Genomic DNA, 16,875 nt, shown 5'->3' with positions numbered 1-16,875 from the left:
GTGCTCCTCACACCAACCGCGACATCTCCACCGCCGCGCGCACGAAATCTGCAAACAGCGGGTGCGGCGCAAAGGGTTTCGACTTCAACTCGGGGTGGAACTGCACGCCGATGAACCACGGATGGCCTTTCCATTCCACGATCTCGGGCAGTTTGCCGTCAGGGGACATGCCCGAGAACATCAGCCCTGCGTTTTCGAGCCGCTCGCGGTATTTTGTGTCCACCTCGTAACGGTGGCGGTGGCGTTCCTCGATCGTGGTGGTGCCATATATCTCTGCGACCTTCGAGCCGTCCTTCAGACTGGCGGTATAGGCACCGAGGCGCATCGTGCCACCTTTGTCGTCATCGGCCTTGCGCGCGACGGTATGGTTGCCCTGCACCCATTCCTTGAGGTGATAGACCACAGGTTCGAAGCGCTTGCCGCCTGCCTCGTGGTCGAATTCCTCGGAACCTGCCTTGGACAGGCCGGCCACGTTGCGCGCGGCCTCGATCACGGCCATTTGCATGCCAAGGCAAATGCCCAGATAGGGGATGTTCTTTTCGCGGGCGAATTGCGCCGCCTTGATCTTGCCCTCGGTACCGCGTTCGCCAAAGCCGCCGGGGACCAGAATGGCGTGGTAGCCTTCCAGATAGGGTGCGGCGTCCTCACGGTCGAACAATTCCGCATCGACCCATTCGATCTTGACCTTGACGCGGTTGGCCATGCCGCCATGGGTCAGGGCCTCGGCGATGGATTTATAGGCGTCTTCCAACTGGGTATATTTCCCGACGATAGCGACTTTCACATGGCCTTCGGGGTTGTGGATGCGGTCGTGGACGTCATGCCACATCGCGAGGTTCGGGGCAGGGGCGGGGGAGATGTCGAAGGCATCCAGCACCGCTTGGTCCAGCCCCTGTTCGTGATAGGCGAGCGGGGCCTCGTAGATCGATTTCAGATCATAGGCCGCGACGACAGCTTCCTTCCGCACGTTGCAGAACAGCGCGATTTTTTCGCGTTCCTTTTCGGGGATCGGATGTTCGGATCGGCAGACAAGGATGTCGGGCGCGATCCCGATGGATTGCAGTTCCTTGACGCTGTGTTGGGTCGGCTTGGTCTTCAATTCGCCGCTGGCGGCCAGATAGGGCAGCAGCGTCAGGTGCATGAAGATGCATTGACCGCGCTTCTTATCATGTGAAAATTGGCGGATCGCTTCGAAGAACGGCAGGCCCTCGATATCGCCGACTGTGCCGCCGATCTCGCAGAGCATGAAATCGACCTCGTCTTCGCCGATCTTCAGGAATTCCTTGATCTCGTTGGTGACGTGCGGGACGACCTGGATCGTCTTGCCCAGATAGTCGCCACGCCGTTCCTTTTCGAGAACAGTGGAATAGATGCGCCCCGAACTGACCGAATCCGTCTTTCGCGCAGGCACGCCGGTAAAGCGTTCGTAATGGCCAAGGTCGAGATCGGTTTCCGCCCCATCATCGGTGACGAACACCTCGCCATGTTCGAACGGCGACATCGTGCCCGGATCGACGTTCAGGTAAGGGTCCAGCTTGCGCAGCCGGACCGAGAACCCGCGCGCCTGCAACAGCGCCCCAAGGGCGGCCGAGGCCAGCCCCTTGCCCAAGGAAGACACAACGCCGCCAGTGATGAAAATGTAACGTGCCATAGGCGGCTGCCCCCGTGAAAAGTCCAGAATAAGTGGGAAAGCGACCCGTTAAAATCGCATCATCACGGGGTTTGACCCATAGTGGATTCGGTGCGGTTACGCAACCTCGTGACGCAAGATCATGTTGCCGACCGTTGCAGGCCAGCCATGTCTTGTGGTCAGTCGCCCGCTGGCAGCAAGGGTTCTTCCGCCGGAGACGGCGGCAACAGGCTTTCGCCAAGGTCGGGGACCGAGACAGGCGCGCTCAGGTCCGCACCGCCGACGCGGTCAGCCACCGATGATCCCGCCGTGTTGCCAGCCGCGATCAAGGTCAGGGTGATCGAGGTCGCGATGAAAGCCACGGCCAGCATCCATGTGAATTTGCTGATCGCCGACGCAGGCGGGCGGCTGTTCGCCGTGCCGCCACCGCCGCCCATCCCCAAGCCACCACCTTCGGACCGCTGCAACAGAACGGTACCGATCAGGCTGAGCGCCAGGATCAGGTGGATGATGAGGACGACGTTTTCCATTTCTTGCCTTTCGGGGCTTGCGCACTGGCGCGTATCTAAAAGCAGACAGCGCCCCCCGCAACCCCTGTTGTCTTTTCACAGCGTCGGCAGGGAGTCACGGTTCATCCACATCATCGACATCGGCCTGGCCGCTCAGCTTGCGCCGCACGATGGACCAGCTCAGCCCGATGGCCAGCACCAGCGACAGGGTCAGGATGGCGAGCCACGTGTTCACGGTCGGGTCAGACAGGCTGATCAGCCCCTGATCGAACAGCACCCAGATGGTCGTGCCGACGACGGCGGTAATCAGCACCATCCCGAACACCCCGATCGATCGCAGCGTCGCGCGCAGATAGATGATGTAGCCCACCAGCAGGATCAGCCCTGCCAGAACCGTCAGCGGCAGTTGCGTGTCGTAGTGCGTCATGCCCCAGCGGACGAAGTTCCACTCGGTCGGGTTGTAGGTCAGTGCGAGCAGGCCGAACGCGAAGATCCAGCGGATGATGAAACCCATTGTCGGCCTTTCCTTTGTCCGCCCAGACCATGCCGCCCGCGTGGGGCGCTGTCCAGCGCTACGGCGCAACTTTCCGGTTTCGCGCCTGCGCCCGCATCGCTATAGGAGGCGTCGGGTCACGAAAGGACAGTTCTATGGCAAATGTGGTGGTCGTCGGTGCCCAGTGGGGCGATGAAGGCAAAGGCAAGATTGTGGACTGGCTGTCCGAACGGGCCGATGTCATCGCCCGCTTTCAGGGCGGACACAATGCAGGCCACACGCTTGTCATCGACGGGACGGTCTACAAGCTGCATGCACTGCCTTCGGGTGTGGTGCGCGCGGGCAAGCTGAGTGTGATCGGCAACGGCGTGGTGCTCGACCCGTGGCATCTGCTCAAGGAAATTGAGACTCTGCGCGCCCAAGGCGTCGAAATTACGCCCGAGACGCTGATGGTGGCCGAAAACACCCCGCTGATCCTGCCTTTCCACGGCGAACTCGACCGCGCCCGCGAAAACCACAATTCCGTCGCCAAGATCGGCACGACGGGGCGCGGCATCGGCCCGTGCTATGAGGACAAGGTCGGCCGCCGCGTGATCCGCGTCGCCGATCTTGCGGATGATGCGACGCTGGAACTGCGGCTTGATCGCGCGCTAGTGCATCACGATGCGCTGCGCCGTGGGCTCGGCCTCGACCCGATCGACCGCGACGGCGTGTTGCAGCAGCTGCGTGAGATCGCGCCGAAGCTGCTGCCCTACGCCAAGCCCGTCTGGAAGGTGCTCAACGAAAAGCGCAAGGCGGGCAAACGCATCCTGTTCGAAGGGGCGCAAGGCGCGCTGCTCGACATCGATTTCGGCACCTATCCCTATGTCACGTCGTCGAACGTGATCGCAGGGCAGGCGGCGACGGGCGTCGGCATGGGGCCGGGCGCAATTGATTTCGTGCTGGGCATCGTCAAGGCCTATACCACCCGCGTCGGCGAAGGCCCGTTCCCGACCGAACTGCTGGATGCCGACGGCGAACGCCTTGGCACACGCGGCCACGAATTCGGCACCACCACCGGGCGCAAGCGCCGTTGCGGCTGGTTCGATGCCTGCCTGCTGCGCCAGACCTGTGCGACGTCGGGCGTCAACGGCATTGCGCTGACCAAACTCGATGTGCTGGACGGTTTCGACGTGCTGAAAATCTGCGTGGGCTACGATCTGGACGGCGAACGGCTGGACTATCTGCCCACCGCCGCCGACCAACAGGCGCGCTGCACCCCGATCTACGAGGAAATCGAAGGTTGGTCGCAATCCACCGAAGGCGCGCGGTCCTGGGCCGACCTGCCCGCGCAGGCGATCAAATACGTCCGCCGCATCGAAGAGTTGATCGATTGCCCGGTCGCCCTAGTTTCCACTTCACCCGAACGCGAGGACACGATCCTCGTGACAGATCCTTTCGCTGACTGAGGCCGATGACCTACAAGAACCGCAAACGACTTGCCCTTTTCGTGCTGGTGATCGGCCTGCCTGTCTATATCGTCTTTGCCGTCACGATCATGAGCAACATGATGACCGATGCGATCCGCTTGCCGTTGTGGATCGAGCTTGTCGTCTATGTCGCACTTGGGATCGGGTGGGCGTTTCCACTGAAATGGGTGTTCAAGGGGATCGGCCAGCCCGACCCCGAACCCCGCGACCGCAACTAGCCAAGACAGACTCCCGCGCTGGCCTTTTTCGTCCATTGGCGCGGGCCACGAAGGACTATACGGCAAACGGCTGCTTGTTGTTTGTCAGGCCATCGCCGTCGCCTCAATCTCGAACAGCAGTCCGGGCGCCGCGAGACGTGTCACCCCCAGGAGGGTCATCGGCGGGGCCACCCGATGCGCACCGAACCGCATGCCCAGCAGATCAAAGTTTTTGAGCGCTTCATCGACGTCGGTTGCATAAACGCCGAGCCTCACGACATTGCTCAGGTCCATGCCCGCGGCCTTCAGAACCGCCTCGAGATTGTCGAGCGCAACGCCGATCTGGCCACGCATGTCGTCGGGATGTTGTGGTGTCCCGTCACTGTCCACGCTGGTTTGGCCCGCGCAGATCACCTGACGGGTCGCCCCGCTGATGATCTCTGCCTGATTGTAGCCCAGCTTGACCGACCAATCCCAAGGGTTCACAGCTTTCCGTTCCATATTGAAAGTCTCCTGTTTTGTGTTCCTGAAAACCGTGTAGATCGAAAAAGTGCCAAAATATGGCACCTTTCATGGTAAGGTGAGTCCATGAATGTTCGCCTCAGACAAGACGCCATCGTGCGCACGCTCCGCCGCAATGGGACATCGACGATCAACAGGTTGGCGCAAGAGGTCGGCACCTCGCGCCGCACCGTGTTGCGTGACATCATTGCGCTGCGGGACCAGGGCTATGTGATCCACTCCGACGTCGGTCGGGGTGGCGGGCTTCAGCTCGATCCGCAGTCGATGCAAACGACGGCCAAGCTCTCTGTGCCTGAAGTTTTCGCCTTGCTGATCAGCGTTGCCGCCATGCGCGCGGCTGGTAACCTGCCGTTCTCGGAACTTGCGGATGCCGGGCTGGCCAAGATCGAAAAATCGCTGCCTGCCGACAAGGTGAAAGACTTGCGCGCCTTTCTCGGCTGTCTGCACATCGGTCAGCTTTCGCCAAGTCAGAACCTGTCGGACATGGGCACGATGGACCGCGACCTGCTACCGGCTTTCGAAACAGCTTTTCTTGACCGCACATTCATCCGCTTTGATTATCGCGATGCGACGGGTAAGCAGACGCAGCGCGAGGTCGAACCGCAGGCCATCCTTATCCTGCCGCCGCTTTGGTATCTTGTCGGATGGGACCTCAAGCGCGAGGGTTTTCGTCACTTCCGCATGGACCGGATCGGCCAGCCAGAGGCTGTTGCGGGAACAAGATTTCGCCGCCGCCACGTGCCTTTTGAAGACGACGTCTGCCCTTACAGCGAATTGCAAAAGCGTTTTGCGTAACAATCATCCACGCACCGCGCTGTCATCCGCGTCAGGCCTCGGTGGTGCGCGACAGCATTGTCATTGAAAAAGGACCCCACCGCGCCTTGGCGGCGAGCCCGCGGCATCAGCCGCGCGCTGTCAGGTCGTCAGGCCGGAACCGGGTGCCGGGTGCCACCTGAAAGCGGCCGTTATCCAGCTTGATGATCCGGTTCTGCCGTAGCAAGCGACCGAAACACCGCAGCCCGTCTTCGCGGGAAATCTCGTCCTCGGTCAGGGTCTGCACCAGTTTCATCACCTGAGGCCGCGAGAAATCGTCCTCGGCAAGCAGAAAGGTGATATAGGCCGCCCCCGCTTCGATCATGTCCTCGAGGTCGGTGGCGGCATGGTCGTCGGCGAATTCGGCAAAACCGACCACACGCGCACCGGCTGTATCCACCTTGGCCGCGATCTGGCGCAGGCGCTGGGATGCCGGGTCTACCGCCTGGGCTGGTTCATCCGCACGCTGTGAAGCAACCAGGCGCAAGGTGGCAGCGGGCCGGGCCGATGCCGGAGGCGTTGTGTCTGCGCGCGTGTCTTGTGCGGCTGCGTCGGGCGCGGACGGTTCGTCGATTTCCGCAATATCGTCGGTCTCGTCCTGATCGGCCCGCACGTCCTCGATGTCGTCCTCGGCCTCGAATTCGCCCAGATCGTGACGATACACCTCGCTCGGGCGCCGTTTCGGGCCGCCATCGTCGCCCAATTGGCGCGCGGCCTCGGTTGCGGCGACGGCTGCCTTGAGCTGCGCAAAGGCGTCCTGTTGGCGACGGCGTTCGGGCTGGTTCAGTTCGGCATCGGTATGCGACAGAATTCGGCTGACGGCAGCATCGGCGGTGCGCGACAATTCATGGCGTCTGTTGCGATCCTCGATTTCGCGCTCGACCTCGGCGACCTCTTCATGCAGGTCCAGATCGTCATCCGCGACCAGATTGGCCAGATGCAGGTCCTCGTCGTCCTCATCCTCGTAGTCATCTGCGTCCAGCAGCGCGGTTTCGGGATTGGTCAGGACCATCGGGGTCTCGTCGGCTTCGGCTTCTGCCTCTGCCTCTGCTGCGGCCTCAGCGACCGCGTCCGTCATGTCGTCATCGCTTTCCAGATCGGTTGGTGCGACAAGATCCTCGGCCTCCTCGCCATCAAGCGCCGCCAGATCGGCGAGGTCCTGCTCATCCTCGAAATCGGCCTCGTCCCAGTTTTCGGTTTCGTCAGGCTCGGCCGCAGACAACGGCGCAGGTGCGATCCCTGCTTCGATTGCGGCAAGATCCGAATTACGCTTGGCCAGCTCCGCCAGACGCTGGGCCAGGGGGTTGACGCCGCTGCGCGGCGCAATCGCGTCTTCCTCGGTGAGGTCTTCGGAATAGTTGTCGGTTGTTTCGGGCACATGCCCGCGGCCTACAACGGCGCGAATACGATCAAGTTTCGCCGAAACGCTTTCGGCATAAAGTGGTCGCTCGTCGTCTTCATCGGCGGCGATGTCGGCGATATCAGGATCAGCGATGTCCTCAACTTCATCGGCGTCATCATCATAGGTCTCGGCCTCGGCAGCCGGTTCCGGTGTCAGCCGCAGTGGCGTCCGGCGCTCGTTGGTGGTGTCGGCGGTCTCGCGCAGGCGCAGGCTCAGCTTGCCGTCGTCCATCTCTGCGTCGACGTCGCCGTCCGACTGATCGCCCGTCAAGCGGGCCAGCGTGTCCATGTCCGGCGCAATCAGCGCAGTGTTCAGGAAGCGGTCATGCCCGGCGAGTTCGTGGAAATACCCGACCACCAGCTTCATCGTCTCAACGCTGTCGTCGAAACCTTCTAGACGGCAGGAGAACGTGCCATATGTGACATCAAGGATCTGGGTCTTATCGGTCATTGGCGTGGTCTTTCGTCGTTGGTCCGCAGGTGTCCGACAGCATGCAGCGGAGATGTGTTCCTATCACATTGTCCCTGCTTTGGGGATCAGAATGTGACCGTTTTGGGGAATGTTTGTGAATTGGGCCGAATATGATGATGCATCAAAGTATTGTTTCCAGCAACAGGGCAATCTGTCTTGTCGGAGGCGCGCCGGTGTCGGATGCGGTCTTTGCCGCCGTTGCGCCCTTCGTGGAAGGCTTTGTCGGCGTGGATGGCGGTGCGGATCACCTGCTGGCGCGCGCGGTTGCGCCGCTCGCCGTGATCGGCGATCTCGACAGCCTGACAGCACAGGCCCGCGCCACATTTTCCGACTGTCTGTGGCATATCCCCGAACAGGAAACGACCGATTTTGAAAAGGCCCTGTCGCGGGTGGACGCGCCACAGATCATCGCGCTGGGCTTTACCGGTGGCAGGTTGGATCACACGCTCGCTGTGCTCAATGTGATGGCGCGGATCCCCGGCAGGCCGGTGTTGCTGGTCGATGCCGATGATGTCTCCTATCTGGCGCCGCAGGGCGACAGCACCATCCACCTGCCCGCAGGCACGCGGGTGTCGCTGATGCCGCTGGGCGATGTGCGGGCGTCGGTATCTGGTGTGGCATGGCCCTTCAGCGATTGGGCGCTGCATCCTGTCGGACGCACCAGCGCGTCGAATATGGCGACAGGCGGCACGGTGCGGATCACAGCACAGGGCCCGCTTCTGGTCACACTGCCGCAGGCGCATCTGCATGCTGTCGTGACAGGCGACGTTCGCGCAGGATGATGTAGAGCCCCGCCGCCACGGTGACACATATCCCGACAGCGGCCAGCCCGTTGGGCAGATCGGAAAAGATCAGCCAGCCAAAGGCGGTGCCAATCGGAATCTCCAGATATTGCATCGGCGCGAGTGTCGAGGCGGGTGCGAACCGCAGGCTCCATGTCATGAACAGATGCGCCAGCGTGCCGATCACGCGCAAGGCCAGCAGCAACCCCCAGCCCGTCGCGTCCAGTGCGACATCGCCGCGTGTGGCGGGCATCAGCAGCAGCACAGGCCCCAGCAAAAGCACCGCCTGCACCCCGCTGATCGCCTGCAACCGGATCGGATCAAGCGCGCGCGCCACGCGGCGCGTCACCATCATGAACAGTGCAAATACCAGTGCGACGCCCAAAGGCAGCAGCGCGGGCGCGCCGACATCGACGAAATTGGGCTGGATCACCAAAAGCGTGCCGATAAACCCCACTGCACAGGCCGCCATGCGCTGGCGGCCGACCTCCTCGCCCATGAAGAAATGGCCGAGGATCAGCATGATGAAGGGCATGACAAAGGCAATTGCCAGCGCGTCGGCCAAAGGCAGATAACGCAGCGCCGAAAACATCAGCCCGATCCCCGTGATATGCAATGCCGTGCGCAGCAGTGTCAGCCCCAGCAAACCGCGCGGCAGCCGCAGGCTTTGCCCGCCTGCCCAGACCAGCGGGACAAGCATCACCGCCTGCACGGCAAAGCGCGCGAACACCAGCACCCCCAGCGCCACGACCCCGCCCAGAAGCTTGGCCATGCTGTCGCCCAAAGGGGCCAGCACGCAAAAGGCCAGCATCAAAAGGACGCCCAGAAAAGGCCGGTCAGTGGTCATGCCCTCAGGCTAGCCCGCGTCCGCTGGCAAGACAACGGATCATCTTCCGAGCCGAAATATCCCCGCGCGGCGCGCCTCCCCGATTGCCTAGCAATTGGGGACATTCACGGCCAGCCCACCCAGCGCCGTTTCCTTGTATTTCACGCTCATATCGGCCCCTGTCTGGCGCATCGTTTCGATCGCGACATCGAGTGCGACCAGATGCTGGCCATCGCCGCGCAGCGCCAGTGACGCCGCCGACACCGCCTTGATGGCCCCCAGCCCGTTGCGTTCGATGCAGGGCACCTGCACCAGCCCCTTGACCGGATCGCAGGTCATTCCGAGGTGATGCTCCAGCGCGATTTCAGCCGCGTTTTCCACCTGTTCCGGCGTTCCCCCCAGCACGGCCGCCAGCCCTGCGGCGGCCATCGCGGCGGCGCTGCCGACTTCGGCCTGACAGCCGCATTCCGCACCCGAAATCGAGGCATTGGTCTTGATCAGCCCGCCCACCGCCGCCGCCGTCAGCAGGAAATCCCCGACGCGGGACGGCGCTGCCCCCGGCACATGGTCGAGCCAATAGCGGATCGTCGCAGGCACGACACCGGCGGCGCCATTGGTGGGGGCAGTCACGACCTGCCCGCCGGCGGCGTTTTCCTCGTTCACGGCCATCGCATAGGTGGACATGTAATCATTGATCGTATGGGGTGCGGTCATGTTCAGCCCGCGTTCGGCCATCAGCGCGGCATAGATCCCCTTTGCCCGCCTGCGCACAGACAATCCCCCTGGCAGGATACCGTCGGTCGCCAGCCCACGGTCGATGCAGGCGGTCATCACCTCCCAGATCCGCGCAAGGCCACGGTCGAGATCGGCGGCGGATATGCGTGTCAACTCGTTGGCGCGTTTCATCGCGGCGATGCTCAGCCCGCTTGCCTGCGCCATCTGCAACATCTCGGCCGCGGTGCGGAACGGATAGGGGACGGCGGGGCCAGCGTCGGTGTCGCGCCCTGCGGCCAGTTCATCCGCCGTCAGAACAAAACCGCCGCCGATGGAATAATAGGTTACTTGCGTGATCACGTCGCCCTGCGCATCGGTGCCCGACAGGATCAGCCCATTGGCATGGCCGGGCAGGGCGGGGCCGTAATCGAACAGTAGATCGGCGGAGGGATCGAACCGCAGCACGCCCAGACCTTCTGGGGCGATGGTGTGCTCTGCCTTGATGCGGGCAAGCTCGGCCTCGGCCCGTGTCGCGTCGTAATCATCCGCGCGCATGCCTGCGAGCCCAAGGATCACCGCGCGGTCCGTCGCATGGCCGACGCCCGTAAAGGCCAGCGAGCCATGCAGCGACGCACGCAGCCCCGTCACACGGAAGGGCAAGGCGCGCAGATGGTCCAGAAACCGTGCGGCCGCGACCATCGGGCCGATCGTATGGGATGATGACGGCCCGATGCCGACCTTGAACATATCGAAGACGGACAGGAACATCGCGGCACCTTTGCTGAGGTCGCATCTTGCTAGCGGTTTTCGCGCGCGGCCCATCCCCCAAAAGCGACAGCCGCCCTGCGGGTTGCGGCAGCGGGGCATTTGTGGTCTCGCACCCCGGCGGCAAACTGCTTATAAGAGCGCAACAAAACCGGAGGCGTGCCATGACCATCGAACTGTCCCCCATCGACACCGCCAAATTCGTCGCGGCCAAACAGGCGACCGAATATGTGCAATCGGGCATGAAGGTCGGTCTGGGCACGGGGTCCACCGCCGCGTGGCTGGTGCAATGTCTGGGCGAATTGGTGCGCGACCACGGCTTGCAGATCAAGGGCGTGCCGACATCGACACGCACCGCGAAACTGGCCCGCGATGTGGGGATCGAGATCATCACGCTGGACGAGGCGAAATGGCTGGATCTGACCATCGACGGCACCGACGAATATGACGACAATCTGAACCTGATCAAAGGCGGCGGCGGCGCGCATCTGCGCGAAAAGATCGTGGCGACCGCCAGCGACCGGATGATCGTGATCGCGGATGCCTCCAAGAAGGTGGCCACATTGGGGGCCTTTCCCCTGCCGGTCGAGGTGCTGCCTTTCGGGATGCAGACCACGCGCGGCCTGATCGAGGAAACGCTGATCGGCGCCGATGTGCTTGGCCGCGACGTGATCCAGCGGATGCAGGGCGATGCGCCCTATGTCACCGACGAAGGCAATTTCATCCTCGATCTGCACCTGCGGCGGATCGGCAATCCGCGTCAGTTGGCGATGGTGCTGAACCAGATCCCCGGCGTGGTGGAAAACGGATTGTTTATCGACATCTGCGATGTTGTGATCGTGGGTCACGGCAGTGGCAAGGTAGAAGTACGCGACATCACTAACGACACCAGCGACGTGATGCAGTTCGATGTGCAGGACGATGACAACCTGTTCGCCGATCTGGCGACCTGACCCCTGCACCGACCCAAGGACTTGATATGACTTTTGACTATGATCTTTTCGTCATCGGCGGCGGCTCCGGCGGTGTCAGGGCGGCGCGCGTGGCCGCGGCGACAGGCGCCAAGGTGGCCCTGGCCGAAGAATTCCGCATGGGCGGCACCTGCGTCATCCGTGGCTGCGTGCCCAAGAAACTGATGGTTTTCGCTTCGACCTATGCCGAGATGTTCGACGATGCCCGCGCCTACGGCTGGGACGTCACCGACGGGCCGTTCGACTGGCCAAAGTTCCGCACGCATCTGCACAAGGAACTCGACCGGCTGGAAGGCATCTATCGCAAATTGCTGGACACTTCCGGTGTCGAAATCTGCGATGCGCGCGCCAGCCTCGAGGATGCGCACACCGTCGCGCTGTCCACGGGCCGGACGGTGACGGCGAAACATATCCTGATCGCGACGGGCGGTCGGCCTGTCGTGCCTGACATTCCGGGGGCGGAACTTGGGATCACCTCGAATGACGTCTTTCTGCTCGATGACCTGCCAAAGTCGATCCTGATCATCGGCGGTGGCTATATCGCGTCGGAATTCGCGGGCATCCTGAACGGGCTAGGCGTGAAGGTGACGCAATTCTATCGCGGCGCACAGATCCTGCGTGGCTTTGATGACGAGGCGCGCGGTCTTGTCGCCGAAGGGATGCGCGAAAAAGGCGTCAATCTGCATCTGGGAACGAACATCGTCGAAATGCGCGCCGCGACGGACGACGATCTTCAGGACGACGGGATGAGCGCGCCGGTCGAAGAAGGCAAGCCTGTGTCGGTCCCGTCCGGCAGGCCGTCAAAGGGGATCTGGGTCAAGGCCACCAATGGCAAAGAAGCCATCTTCGATCAGGTGATGTTCGCCACCGGTCGCGCACCCAATACCGAAAACATGGGGCTGCAGGATGCGGGCGTCCAGATCGGGCGGCGCGGGGAAATATTGGTCGATGATTACAGCCAGACCGGCGTGCCATCCATCTACGCGATCGGTGACGTGACGAACCGCGTGCAGCTGACCCCTGTCGCGATCCGCGAAGGCATGGCCTTTGTCGAAACCGTCTTCAAGGGCAACCCGACCAAGGTCGATCACGACCTGATCCCGTCGGCCATCTTTACCCAGCCCGAAATGGGCACGATCGGCCTGACCGAAGAAGCAGCACGCGAGATCGAGCCGGTCGAGATTTATTGCACCTCGTTCAAGCCGATGAACCATGCCTTTGCGGGTCGGACGGATCGTGTCATGATGAAACTGGTCGTCAGCCGTGAAACCCGCAAGGTTCTGGGCTGTCATATCGTCGCAGACCACGCGGGCGAAATGATCCAGCTTGCCGCAATCGCGATCAGGATGGGCGCGACAAAAGAGGACTTTGACCGCACTGTCGCTGTTCATCCAACAATGGCGGAAGAACTTGTGACGATGAAGGACCCCGTCCGCAGCGCTTGAATTCGCGCCGGAAGGACACACATGTCGAACGAGCATCCGGCACGCCGGGTAAGACGGAAAGGAAGCATAGGGAAACGATGGCAGGAAATTCAGGAGGCCCGTGGGGCGGTGGCGGCAACAAGGGCGGGAACGGCGACGACGACCGCAATCGCGGCGGTGGCCGCAGGCCCGGCAATGACGGACCCAATATCCCCGAAATTGATGAATTGGTGAACAAGGGCCGCGAGCAATTGCGCGTCCTGATGGGCGGCGGCGGTCGCGGCGGGCCGCGTGGGCCCGGCGGCGAAGGCGGCGGTCAAGGACCGCAACTGACCCGCGGGACGGTGGGGCTTGGTATCCTCGCGCTTGTGGCCCTGTGGCTGTTCGCCTCGTTCTACACAGTCCGGCCCGAAGAACGGTCCGTCGAATTGTTTCTGGGCAGCTATCACCAGACCGGAGAGCCCGGCCTGAACTTTGCGCCCTGGCCTGTCATCACCCGTGAGGTGCTGGCGGTATCGACCGAACGCACGATCGACGTCGGCGCCAGCGCAACCCGCCGCGATCCCGGCCTGATGCTGACCGGCGACGAGAATATCGTCGATATTGATTTCCAGATCGTATGGAACATCATCGACCCGCAGATGTACCTGTTCAGCCTTGCCGATCCGCCTCAGACCATCGCGGCCGTGTCGGAATCCGCAATGCGCGAGATTATCTCGCAATCCGAACTGGCCCCAATTCTGAACCGGGACCGTGGTGCGATTGCAGACCGTCTGCGTGATGATATCCAAGCGTCGCTGGACAGCTTCAATTCCGGTGTGAACGTCATCCGTGTCAACTTTGACAAGGCAGATCCGCCCGAACCCGTCATCGCGGCCTTCCGTCAGGTGCAGGATGCGCGGCAGGAACGCGACCGTTTGCAGAACGTCGCTGACGCCTACGCAAACCGCGTTGTCGCCGAAGCACGCGGTCAGTCGGCACAGGTGCTTGAACAGGCCGAAGGCTATCGGGCCCGCGTCGTCAACGAAGCGCTGGGTGAAGCAAGTCGGTTCTCGGCCATTCTTGCGGAATACATTCAGGCACCAGACGTGACGCGCAAGCGGATCTATCTTGAAACGCTCGAAGGTGTGCTGGGCGACGTCGACATCATCATGATGGACGAAAGCGCCGCAGGCAGTCAGGGCGTCGTACCTTACCTGCCGCTGAACGAAATGCGGCGCACACCCGTCGCGACAGGAGGTAACAACTGATGCGGAAAACTGCTCTTCTCATTCCCGCATTCGTGGTCATCATCGTGCTGGGCGTCTCGTCGATCTTTATCGTGGATGAACGCGAAAAGGCGCTGGTGCTGCAATTCGGCCAGATCGTGACCGTCAAGGAAGAACCCGGCATCGGGTTCAAGATCCCGCTGATCCAGGAAGTGGTGAAATACGACGACCGTATTCTCAGCCGCGACCTTGATCCGATCGAAGTCACCCCGGCCGATGATCGCCGTCTGGTGGTCGATGCCTTTGCGCGGTTCCGCATCGAAGATGTCGAACAGTTCCGTCGCGCCGTCGGTGCCGGTGGCCTTGCCGCTGCCTCCCAGCGTCTGGACAGCATCCTGCGGGCCGGCACACGTGAAGTGTTGGGGTCTGTGTCATCCAACGACATCCTGTCCACCGATCGTGCGGCGCTGATGCTGCGCATCCGCAATGGCGCGATCACCGAAGCCCGCGCCTTGGGTCTTCAGGTGCTTGATGTGCGTCTGAAACGGACGGACCTGCCGGAATCCAACCTCAACGCGACGTATGAGCGGATGAAGGCCGAACGCGAACGTGAAGCCGCCGATGAAATCGCGCGCGGTCGTGAAGCGGCCCAGCGGATTCAGGCGCAGGCCGACCGTACCGTGATCGAGCTTGTGTCCGAGGCGGAACGCGAAGCCCAGGTCATCCAGGGTGAGGCCGACGCGCTGCGCAACGAAATCTTTGCGACAGCCTTTGGCGAAGACCCGGAATTCTTTGAATTCTATCGCTCGATGACGGCCTACCAGCGGGCGCTGCAGGGGGGGAACACGATGATGGTGATGTCGCCTGAAAGCGAGTTCTTCAACTATCTGCGGTCCGCACAAGGTGCGGAATCGCTGCGGTCGACGGGGAACGGCGAAACGGGGGCTGCGCTGCAGGTCTTGCCGCCGGTCGAGGACGAAGCCGCGCTGCGCTGATCTGCGGACAAATACACACAACGAAAAGGCCAGCCTTTGGGCTGGCCTTTTTTTGTTGGCTATCACTTGCAGGTGAGGGGGATTGCGTTGCTGAACGGGTACGCTAGCTTGGATACAGACATCATGCCGGGCTGCGGTTGCGGCCCACCCAATCCTCAAGGAGATGATCCGTGAAAGCCAAGGCAGTTGCTATTCAGAAAGACCTCCATCAGATGCGCCGGTTGACGACCGCATTCGTCAGCGCGATTCTGCTGGCCTTGTCTTTCGTTGTCATGCAGGCCACCGCTGCCCTGTCACAGGACCGACCGCCGAGCTTTGCCGATCTGGCCGAACTGGTCAGCCCCTCTGTCGTTAACATCACGACCAGCACGACGGTTGCAGAACGCACCATGCCACGCGGTGTGGTGCCCGAAGGCTCGCCCTTCGAGGATTTCTTCAACAATGGCCCCGGTGGCGGACCACAAAGGTCCTCGGCCCTCGGGTCGGGGTTCGTCATCTCGTCTGATGGGTTCATCGTGACCAACAACCACGTCATCGAAGGTGCGGACGAAATCCTGATCGAATTCTTTTCCGGCGTGGAATTGCCAGCCGAATTGATCGGCACTGACCCAAACACCGATATCGCCGTGCTCAAGGTCGATGCGACCGATCTGCCGTTCGTTGCTTTCGGTGACAGCAACGGCGTGGGCGCCCGCGTCGGTGACTGGGTGATGGCGATGGGGAACCCGCTGGGGCAGGGCTTTTCGGTCTCGGTCGGGATCGTTTCGGCACGCAACCGTGCGCTTTCCGGCACCTATGACGATTATATCCAGACCGATGCCGCGATCAACCGGGGCAATTCCGGCGGCCCGCTGTTCAACATGGACGGTCAGGTCATCGGCGTGAACACGGCGATCCTGTCGCCCACGGGTGGGTCCATCGGTATCGGCTTTGCGATGTCGTCCGAAGTCGTCACCAATGTGGTCGATCAGCTGATCGAATTCGGCGAGACCCGCCGTGGTTGGCTGGGCGTTCGCATTCAGGACGTCACGCCTGATATGGTTTCGGCGATTGACGGGCTGGACGGGGCGCGTGGCGCGCTGGTGACGGATGTGCCTGCTGGACCCGCCGAAAATTCGGGGATGTTGTCTGGCGACGTCATCCTGATGTTTGACGGGATCGAGATCGAGGATACCCGCGAACTGGTGCGCATCGTCGGCAATTCGCCCGTCGGCAAGGAAGTCCCCGTCGAGGTGTTGCGTGATGGTGAAATGGCGCAATTGACGGTCGTGCTCGGACGTCGTGAAACCTCCGAAGCTGTGGCTTTCCCCGCCGCTGCGCCAGAGGCGCCCGCCGCCGAACCTGACGAAGTTCTGGGTCTGACCCTGTCACCCATCACCCCTGAACTGACGGAACAATTTTCGCTGAATGTCGACGCGGGCCTTGTCATCACAGCGATCGCGCCCGAGTCCGATGCGGCGTCCAAGGGCCTGATCGAAGGCGACGTGATCACCGAAGCGTCACGTCAGCCTGTCGGCTCGGTCGCCGATCTGCAGGAACAGATCGACCTTGCCACCGAAGCGGGGCGCACGTCGATCCTGATGCTCGTCCGGCGCGGGGGCGACCCACGGTTCGTGGCGCTGGTGCTGGAACAGGAATAAGCGGCATCTTTTCTTGAGGGAAAGGGCGGTCCTTCTGGGCCGCC

The 16,875-nt window shown here is 62.2% G+C and carries 16 protein-coding genes; 9 read left to right on the top strand and 7 right to left on the bottom strand.

Features of this window, described 5'->3' with window-relative positions:
• Positions 1–7 precede the first annotated feature (7 nt).
• The 3 genes from pyrG to H147_RS0104425 form a co-directional block, all read right to left on the bottom strand.
• Positions 8–1,651 carry a CTP synthase gene (gene pyrG, locus H147_RS0104435; RefSeq protein WP_019954143.1) on the bottom strand — a complete coding sequence of 548 codons (1,644 nt, stop codon included), beginning with the start codon at positions 1,649–1,651 and terminating at the stop codon, positions 8–10.
• A 158-nt stretch (positions 1,652–1,809) separates the two neighbouring features.
• Complete coding sequence (gene secG, locus H147_RS0104430; protein WP_019954142.1) at positions 1,810–2,160, bottom strand: preprotein translocase subunit SecG; 351 nt, start codon at positions 2,158–2,160, stop codon at positions 1,810–1,812.
• Positions 2,161–2,254: 94 nt separating this feature from the next.
• Positions 2,255–2,653 carry a DUF6524 family protein gene (locus tag H147_RS0104425; protein ID WP_019954141.1) on the bottom strand — a complete coding sequence of 133 codons (399 nt, stop codon included), beginning with the start codon at positions 2,651–2,653 and terminating at the stop codon, positions 2,255–2,257.
• A gap of 134 nt (positions 2,654–2,787) precedes the next feature.
• Here H147_RS0104425 and H147_RS0104420 point away from each other — a divergent pair, with 134 nt between their 5' ends.
• Positions 2,788–4,080, top strand: coding sequence for an adenylosuccinate synthase (locus H147_RS0104420; RefSeq protein WP_019954140.1), 1,293 nt, complete (start codon positions 2,788–2,790; stop codon positions 4,078–4,080).
• A gap of 5 nt (positions 4,081–4,085) precedes the next feature.
• The gene (locus H147_RS0104415) at positions 4,086–4,319 is read left to right on the top strand and encodes a DUF2842 domain-containing protein (protein WP_019954139.1); all 234 of its coding nucleotides are present in this window, start codon (positions 4,086–4,088) and stop codon (positions 4,317–4,319) included.
• Positions 4,320–4,403: 84 nt separating this feature from the next.
• Here the strand turns inward: H147_RS0104415 and H147_RS0104410 are convergent, their stop codons facing one another.
• A complete protein-coding gene (locus H147_RS0104410) occupies positions 4,404–4,799 on the bottom strand; it encodes a RidA family protein (RefSeq protein WP_019954138.1) in 396 nt (131 codons plus the stop codon).
• Positions 4,800–4,886: 87 nt separating this feature from the next.
• Here H147_RS0104410 and H147_RS0104405 point away from each other — a divergent pair, with 87 nt between their 5' ends.
• The gene (locus H147_RS0104405; RefSeq protein ID WP_019954137.1) at positions 4,887–5,615 is read left to right on the top strand and encodes a helix-turn-helix transcriptional regulator; all 729 of its coding nucleotides are present in this window, start codon (positions 4,887–4,889) and stop codon (positions 5,613–5,615) included.
• Between the two features lie 106 nt (positions 5,616–5,721).
• Here H147_RS0104405 and H147_RS0104400 read toward each other — a convergent pair whose 3' ends face one another.
• Entirely contained in the window at positions 5,722–7,485 is a 1,764-nt protein-coding gene (locus tag H147_RS0104400; RefSeq protein ID WP_019954136.1) for a hypothetical protein, read from the bottom strand.
• 131 nt (positions 7,486–7,616) lie between these two features.
• Here H147_RS0104400 and H147_RS0104395 point away from each other — a divergent pair, with 131 nt between their 5' ends.
• The gene (locus H147_RS0104395) at positions 7,617–8,288 is read left to right on the top strand and encodes a thiamine diphosphokinase (protein WP_019954135.1); all 672 of its coding nucleotides are present in this window, start codon (positions 7,617–7,619) and stop codon (positions 8,286–8,288) included.
• Here H147_RS0104395 and H147_RS0104390 read toward each other — a convergent pair.
• Positions 8,230–9,135 (bottom strand): DMT family transporter, encoded by a 906-nt coding sequence (locus H147_RS0104390; RefSeq protein WP_019954134.1) that lies wholly within the window; start codon positions 9,133–9,135, stop codon positions 8,230–8,232. The two genes, H147_RS0104395 and H147_RS0104390, sit on opposite strands and share 59 nt — an antisense overlap.
• An 87-nt stretch (positions 9,136–9,222) precedes the next feature.
• The gene (locus H147_RS0104385) at positions 9,223–10,596 is read right to left on the bottom strand and encodes an L-serine ammonia-lyase (RefSeq protein WP_019954133.1); all 1,374 of its coding nucleotides are present in this window, start codon (positions 10,594–10,596) and stop codon (positions 9,223–9,225) included.
• Positions 10,597–10,757: 161 nt separating this feature from the next.
• Between H147_RS0104385 and rpiA the strand changes: the two genes are divergently transcribed.
• The 5 genes from rpiA (at position 10,758) to H147_RS0104360 (ending at position 16,831) form a co-directional block, all read left to right on the top strand.
• Entirely contained in the window at positions 10,758–11,546 is a 789-nt protein-coding gene (rpiA, locus tag H147_RS0104380) for a ribose-5-phosphate isomerase RpiA (protein ID WP_019954132.1), read from the top strand.
• A 26-nt stretch (positions 11,547–11,572) separates the two neighbouring features.
• Complete coding sequence (locus H147_RS0104375) at positions 11,573–13,009, top strand: FAD-dependent oxidoreductase (RefSeq protein WP_019954131.1); 1,437 nt, start codon at positions 11,573–11,575, stop codon at positions 13,007–13,009.
• A 77-nt stretch (positions 13,010–13,086) separates the two neighbouring features.
• Positions 13,087–14,238 carry an FtsH protease activity modulator HflK gene (gene hflK, locus H147_RS0104370; protein WP_019954130.1) on the top strand — a complete coding sequence of 384 codons (1,152 nt, stop codon included), beginning with the start codon at positions 13,087–13,089 and terminating at the stop codon, positions 14,236–14,238.
• Entirely contained in the window at positions 14,238–15,191 is a 954-nt protein-coding gene (gene hflC, locus H147_RS0104365) for a protease modulator HflC (protein WP_019954129.1), read from the top strand. Before hflK ends, hflC begins: the two co-directional genes overlap by 1 nt.
• 212 nt (positions 15,192–15,403) lie before the next feature.
• Positions 15,404–16,831: a Do family serine endopeptidase gene (locus H147_RS0104360; RefSeq protein WP_019954128.1), complete on the top strand. Its 1,428-nt coding sequence runs from the start codon at positions 15,404–15,406 to the stop codon at positions 16,829–16,831.
• Positions 16,832–16,875: the final 44 nt, after the last annotated feature.

The organism is Yoonia vestfoldensis DSM 16212, from assembly GCF_000382265.1.
In the GTDB taxonomy this organism is placed as follows: domain Bacteria; phylum Pseudomonadota; class Alphaproteobacteria; order Rhodobacterales; family Rhodobacteraceae; genus Yoonia; species Yoonia vestfoldensis.
Note: the sequence above shows the minus strand (reverse complement) of the source record. Positions and strands in the feature narration are given on the sequence as shown.

Excerpts from the sequence above, each read along its gene's own strand:
- hflC (WP_019954129.1), top strand. The coding sequence starts at position 14,238 with ATGCGGAAAACTGCTCTTCTCATTCCCGCATTCGTGGTCATCATCGTG.
- H147_RS0104425 (WP_019954141.1), bottom strand. The coding sequence starts at position 2,653 with ATGGGTTTCATCATCCGCTGGATCTTCGCGTTCGGCCTGCTCGCACTG.
- pyrG (WP_019954143.1), bottom strand. The coding sequence starts at position 1,651 with ATGGCACGTTACATTTTCATCACTGGCGGCGTTGTGTCTTCCTTGGGC.
- hflK (WP_019954130.1), top strand. The coding sequence starts at position 13,087 with ATGGCAGGAAATTCAGGAGGCCCGTGGGGCGGTGGCGGCAACAAGGGC.
- H147_RS0104390 (WP_019954134.1), bottom strand. The coding sequence starts at position 9,135 with ATGACCACTGACCGGCCTTTTCTGGGCGTCCTTTTGATGCTGGCCTTT.
- H147_RS0104385 (WP_019954133.1), bottom strand. The coding sequence starts at position 10,596 with ATGTTCCTGTCCGTCTTCGATATGTTCAAGGTCGGCATCGGGCCGTCA.
- secG (WP_019954142.1), bottom strand. The coding sequence starts at position 2,160 with ATGGAAAACGTCGTCCTCATCATCCACCTGATCCTGGCGCTCAGCCTG.
- H147_RS0104395 (WP_019954135.1), top strand. The coding sequence starts at position 7,617 with ATGATGATGCATCAAAGTATTGTTTCCAGCAACAGGGCAATCTGTCTT.
- H147_RS0104415 (WP_019954139.1), top strand. The coding sequence starts at position 4,086 with ATGACCTACAAGAACCGCAAACGACTTGCCCTTTTCGTGCTGGTGATC.
- rpiA (WP_019954132.1), top strand. The coding sequence starts at position 10,758 with ATGACCATCGAACTGTCCCCCATCGACACCGCCAAATTCGTCGCGGCC.
- H147_RS0104410 (WP_019954138.1), bottom strand. The coding sequence starts at position 4,799 with ATGGAACGGAAAGCTGTGAACCCTTGGGATTGGTCGGTCAAGCTGGGC.
- H147_RS0104375 (WP_019954131.1), top strand. The coding sequence starts at position 11,573 with ATGACTTTTGACTATGATCTTTTCGTCATCGGCGGCGGCTCCGGCGGT.
- H147_RS0104400 (WP_019954136.1), bottom strand. The coding sequence starts at position 7,485 with ATGACCGATAAGACCCAGATCCTTGATGTCACATATGGCACGTTCTCC.
- H147_RS0104360 (WP_019954128.1), top strand. The coding sequence starts at position 15,404 with ATGCGCCGGTTGACGACCGCATTCGTCAGCGCGATTCTGCTGGCCTTG.
- H147_RS0104420 (WP_019954140.1), top strand. The coding sequence starts at position 2,788 with ATGGCAAATGTGGTGGTCGTCGGTGCCCAGTGGGGCGATGAAGGCAAA.
- H147_RS0104405 (WP_019954137.1), top strand. The coding sequence starts at position 4,887 with ATGAATGTTCGCCTCAGACAAGACGCCATCGTGCGCACGCTCCGCCGC.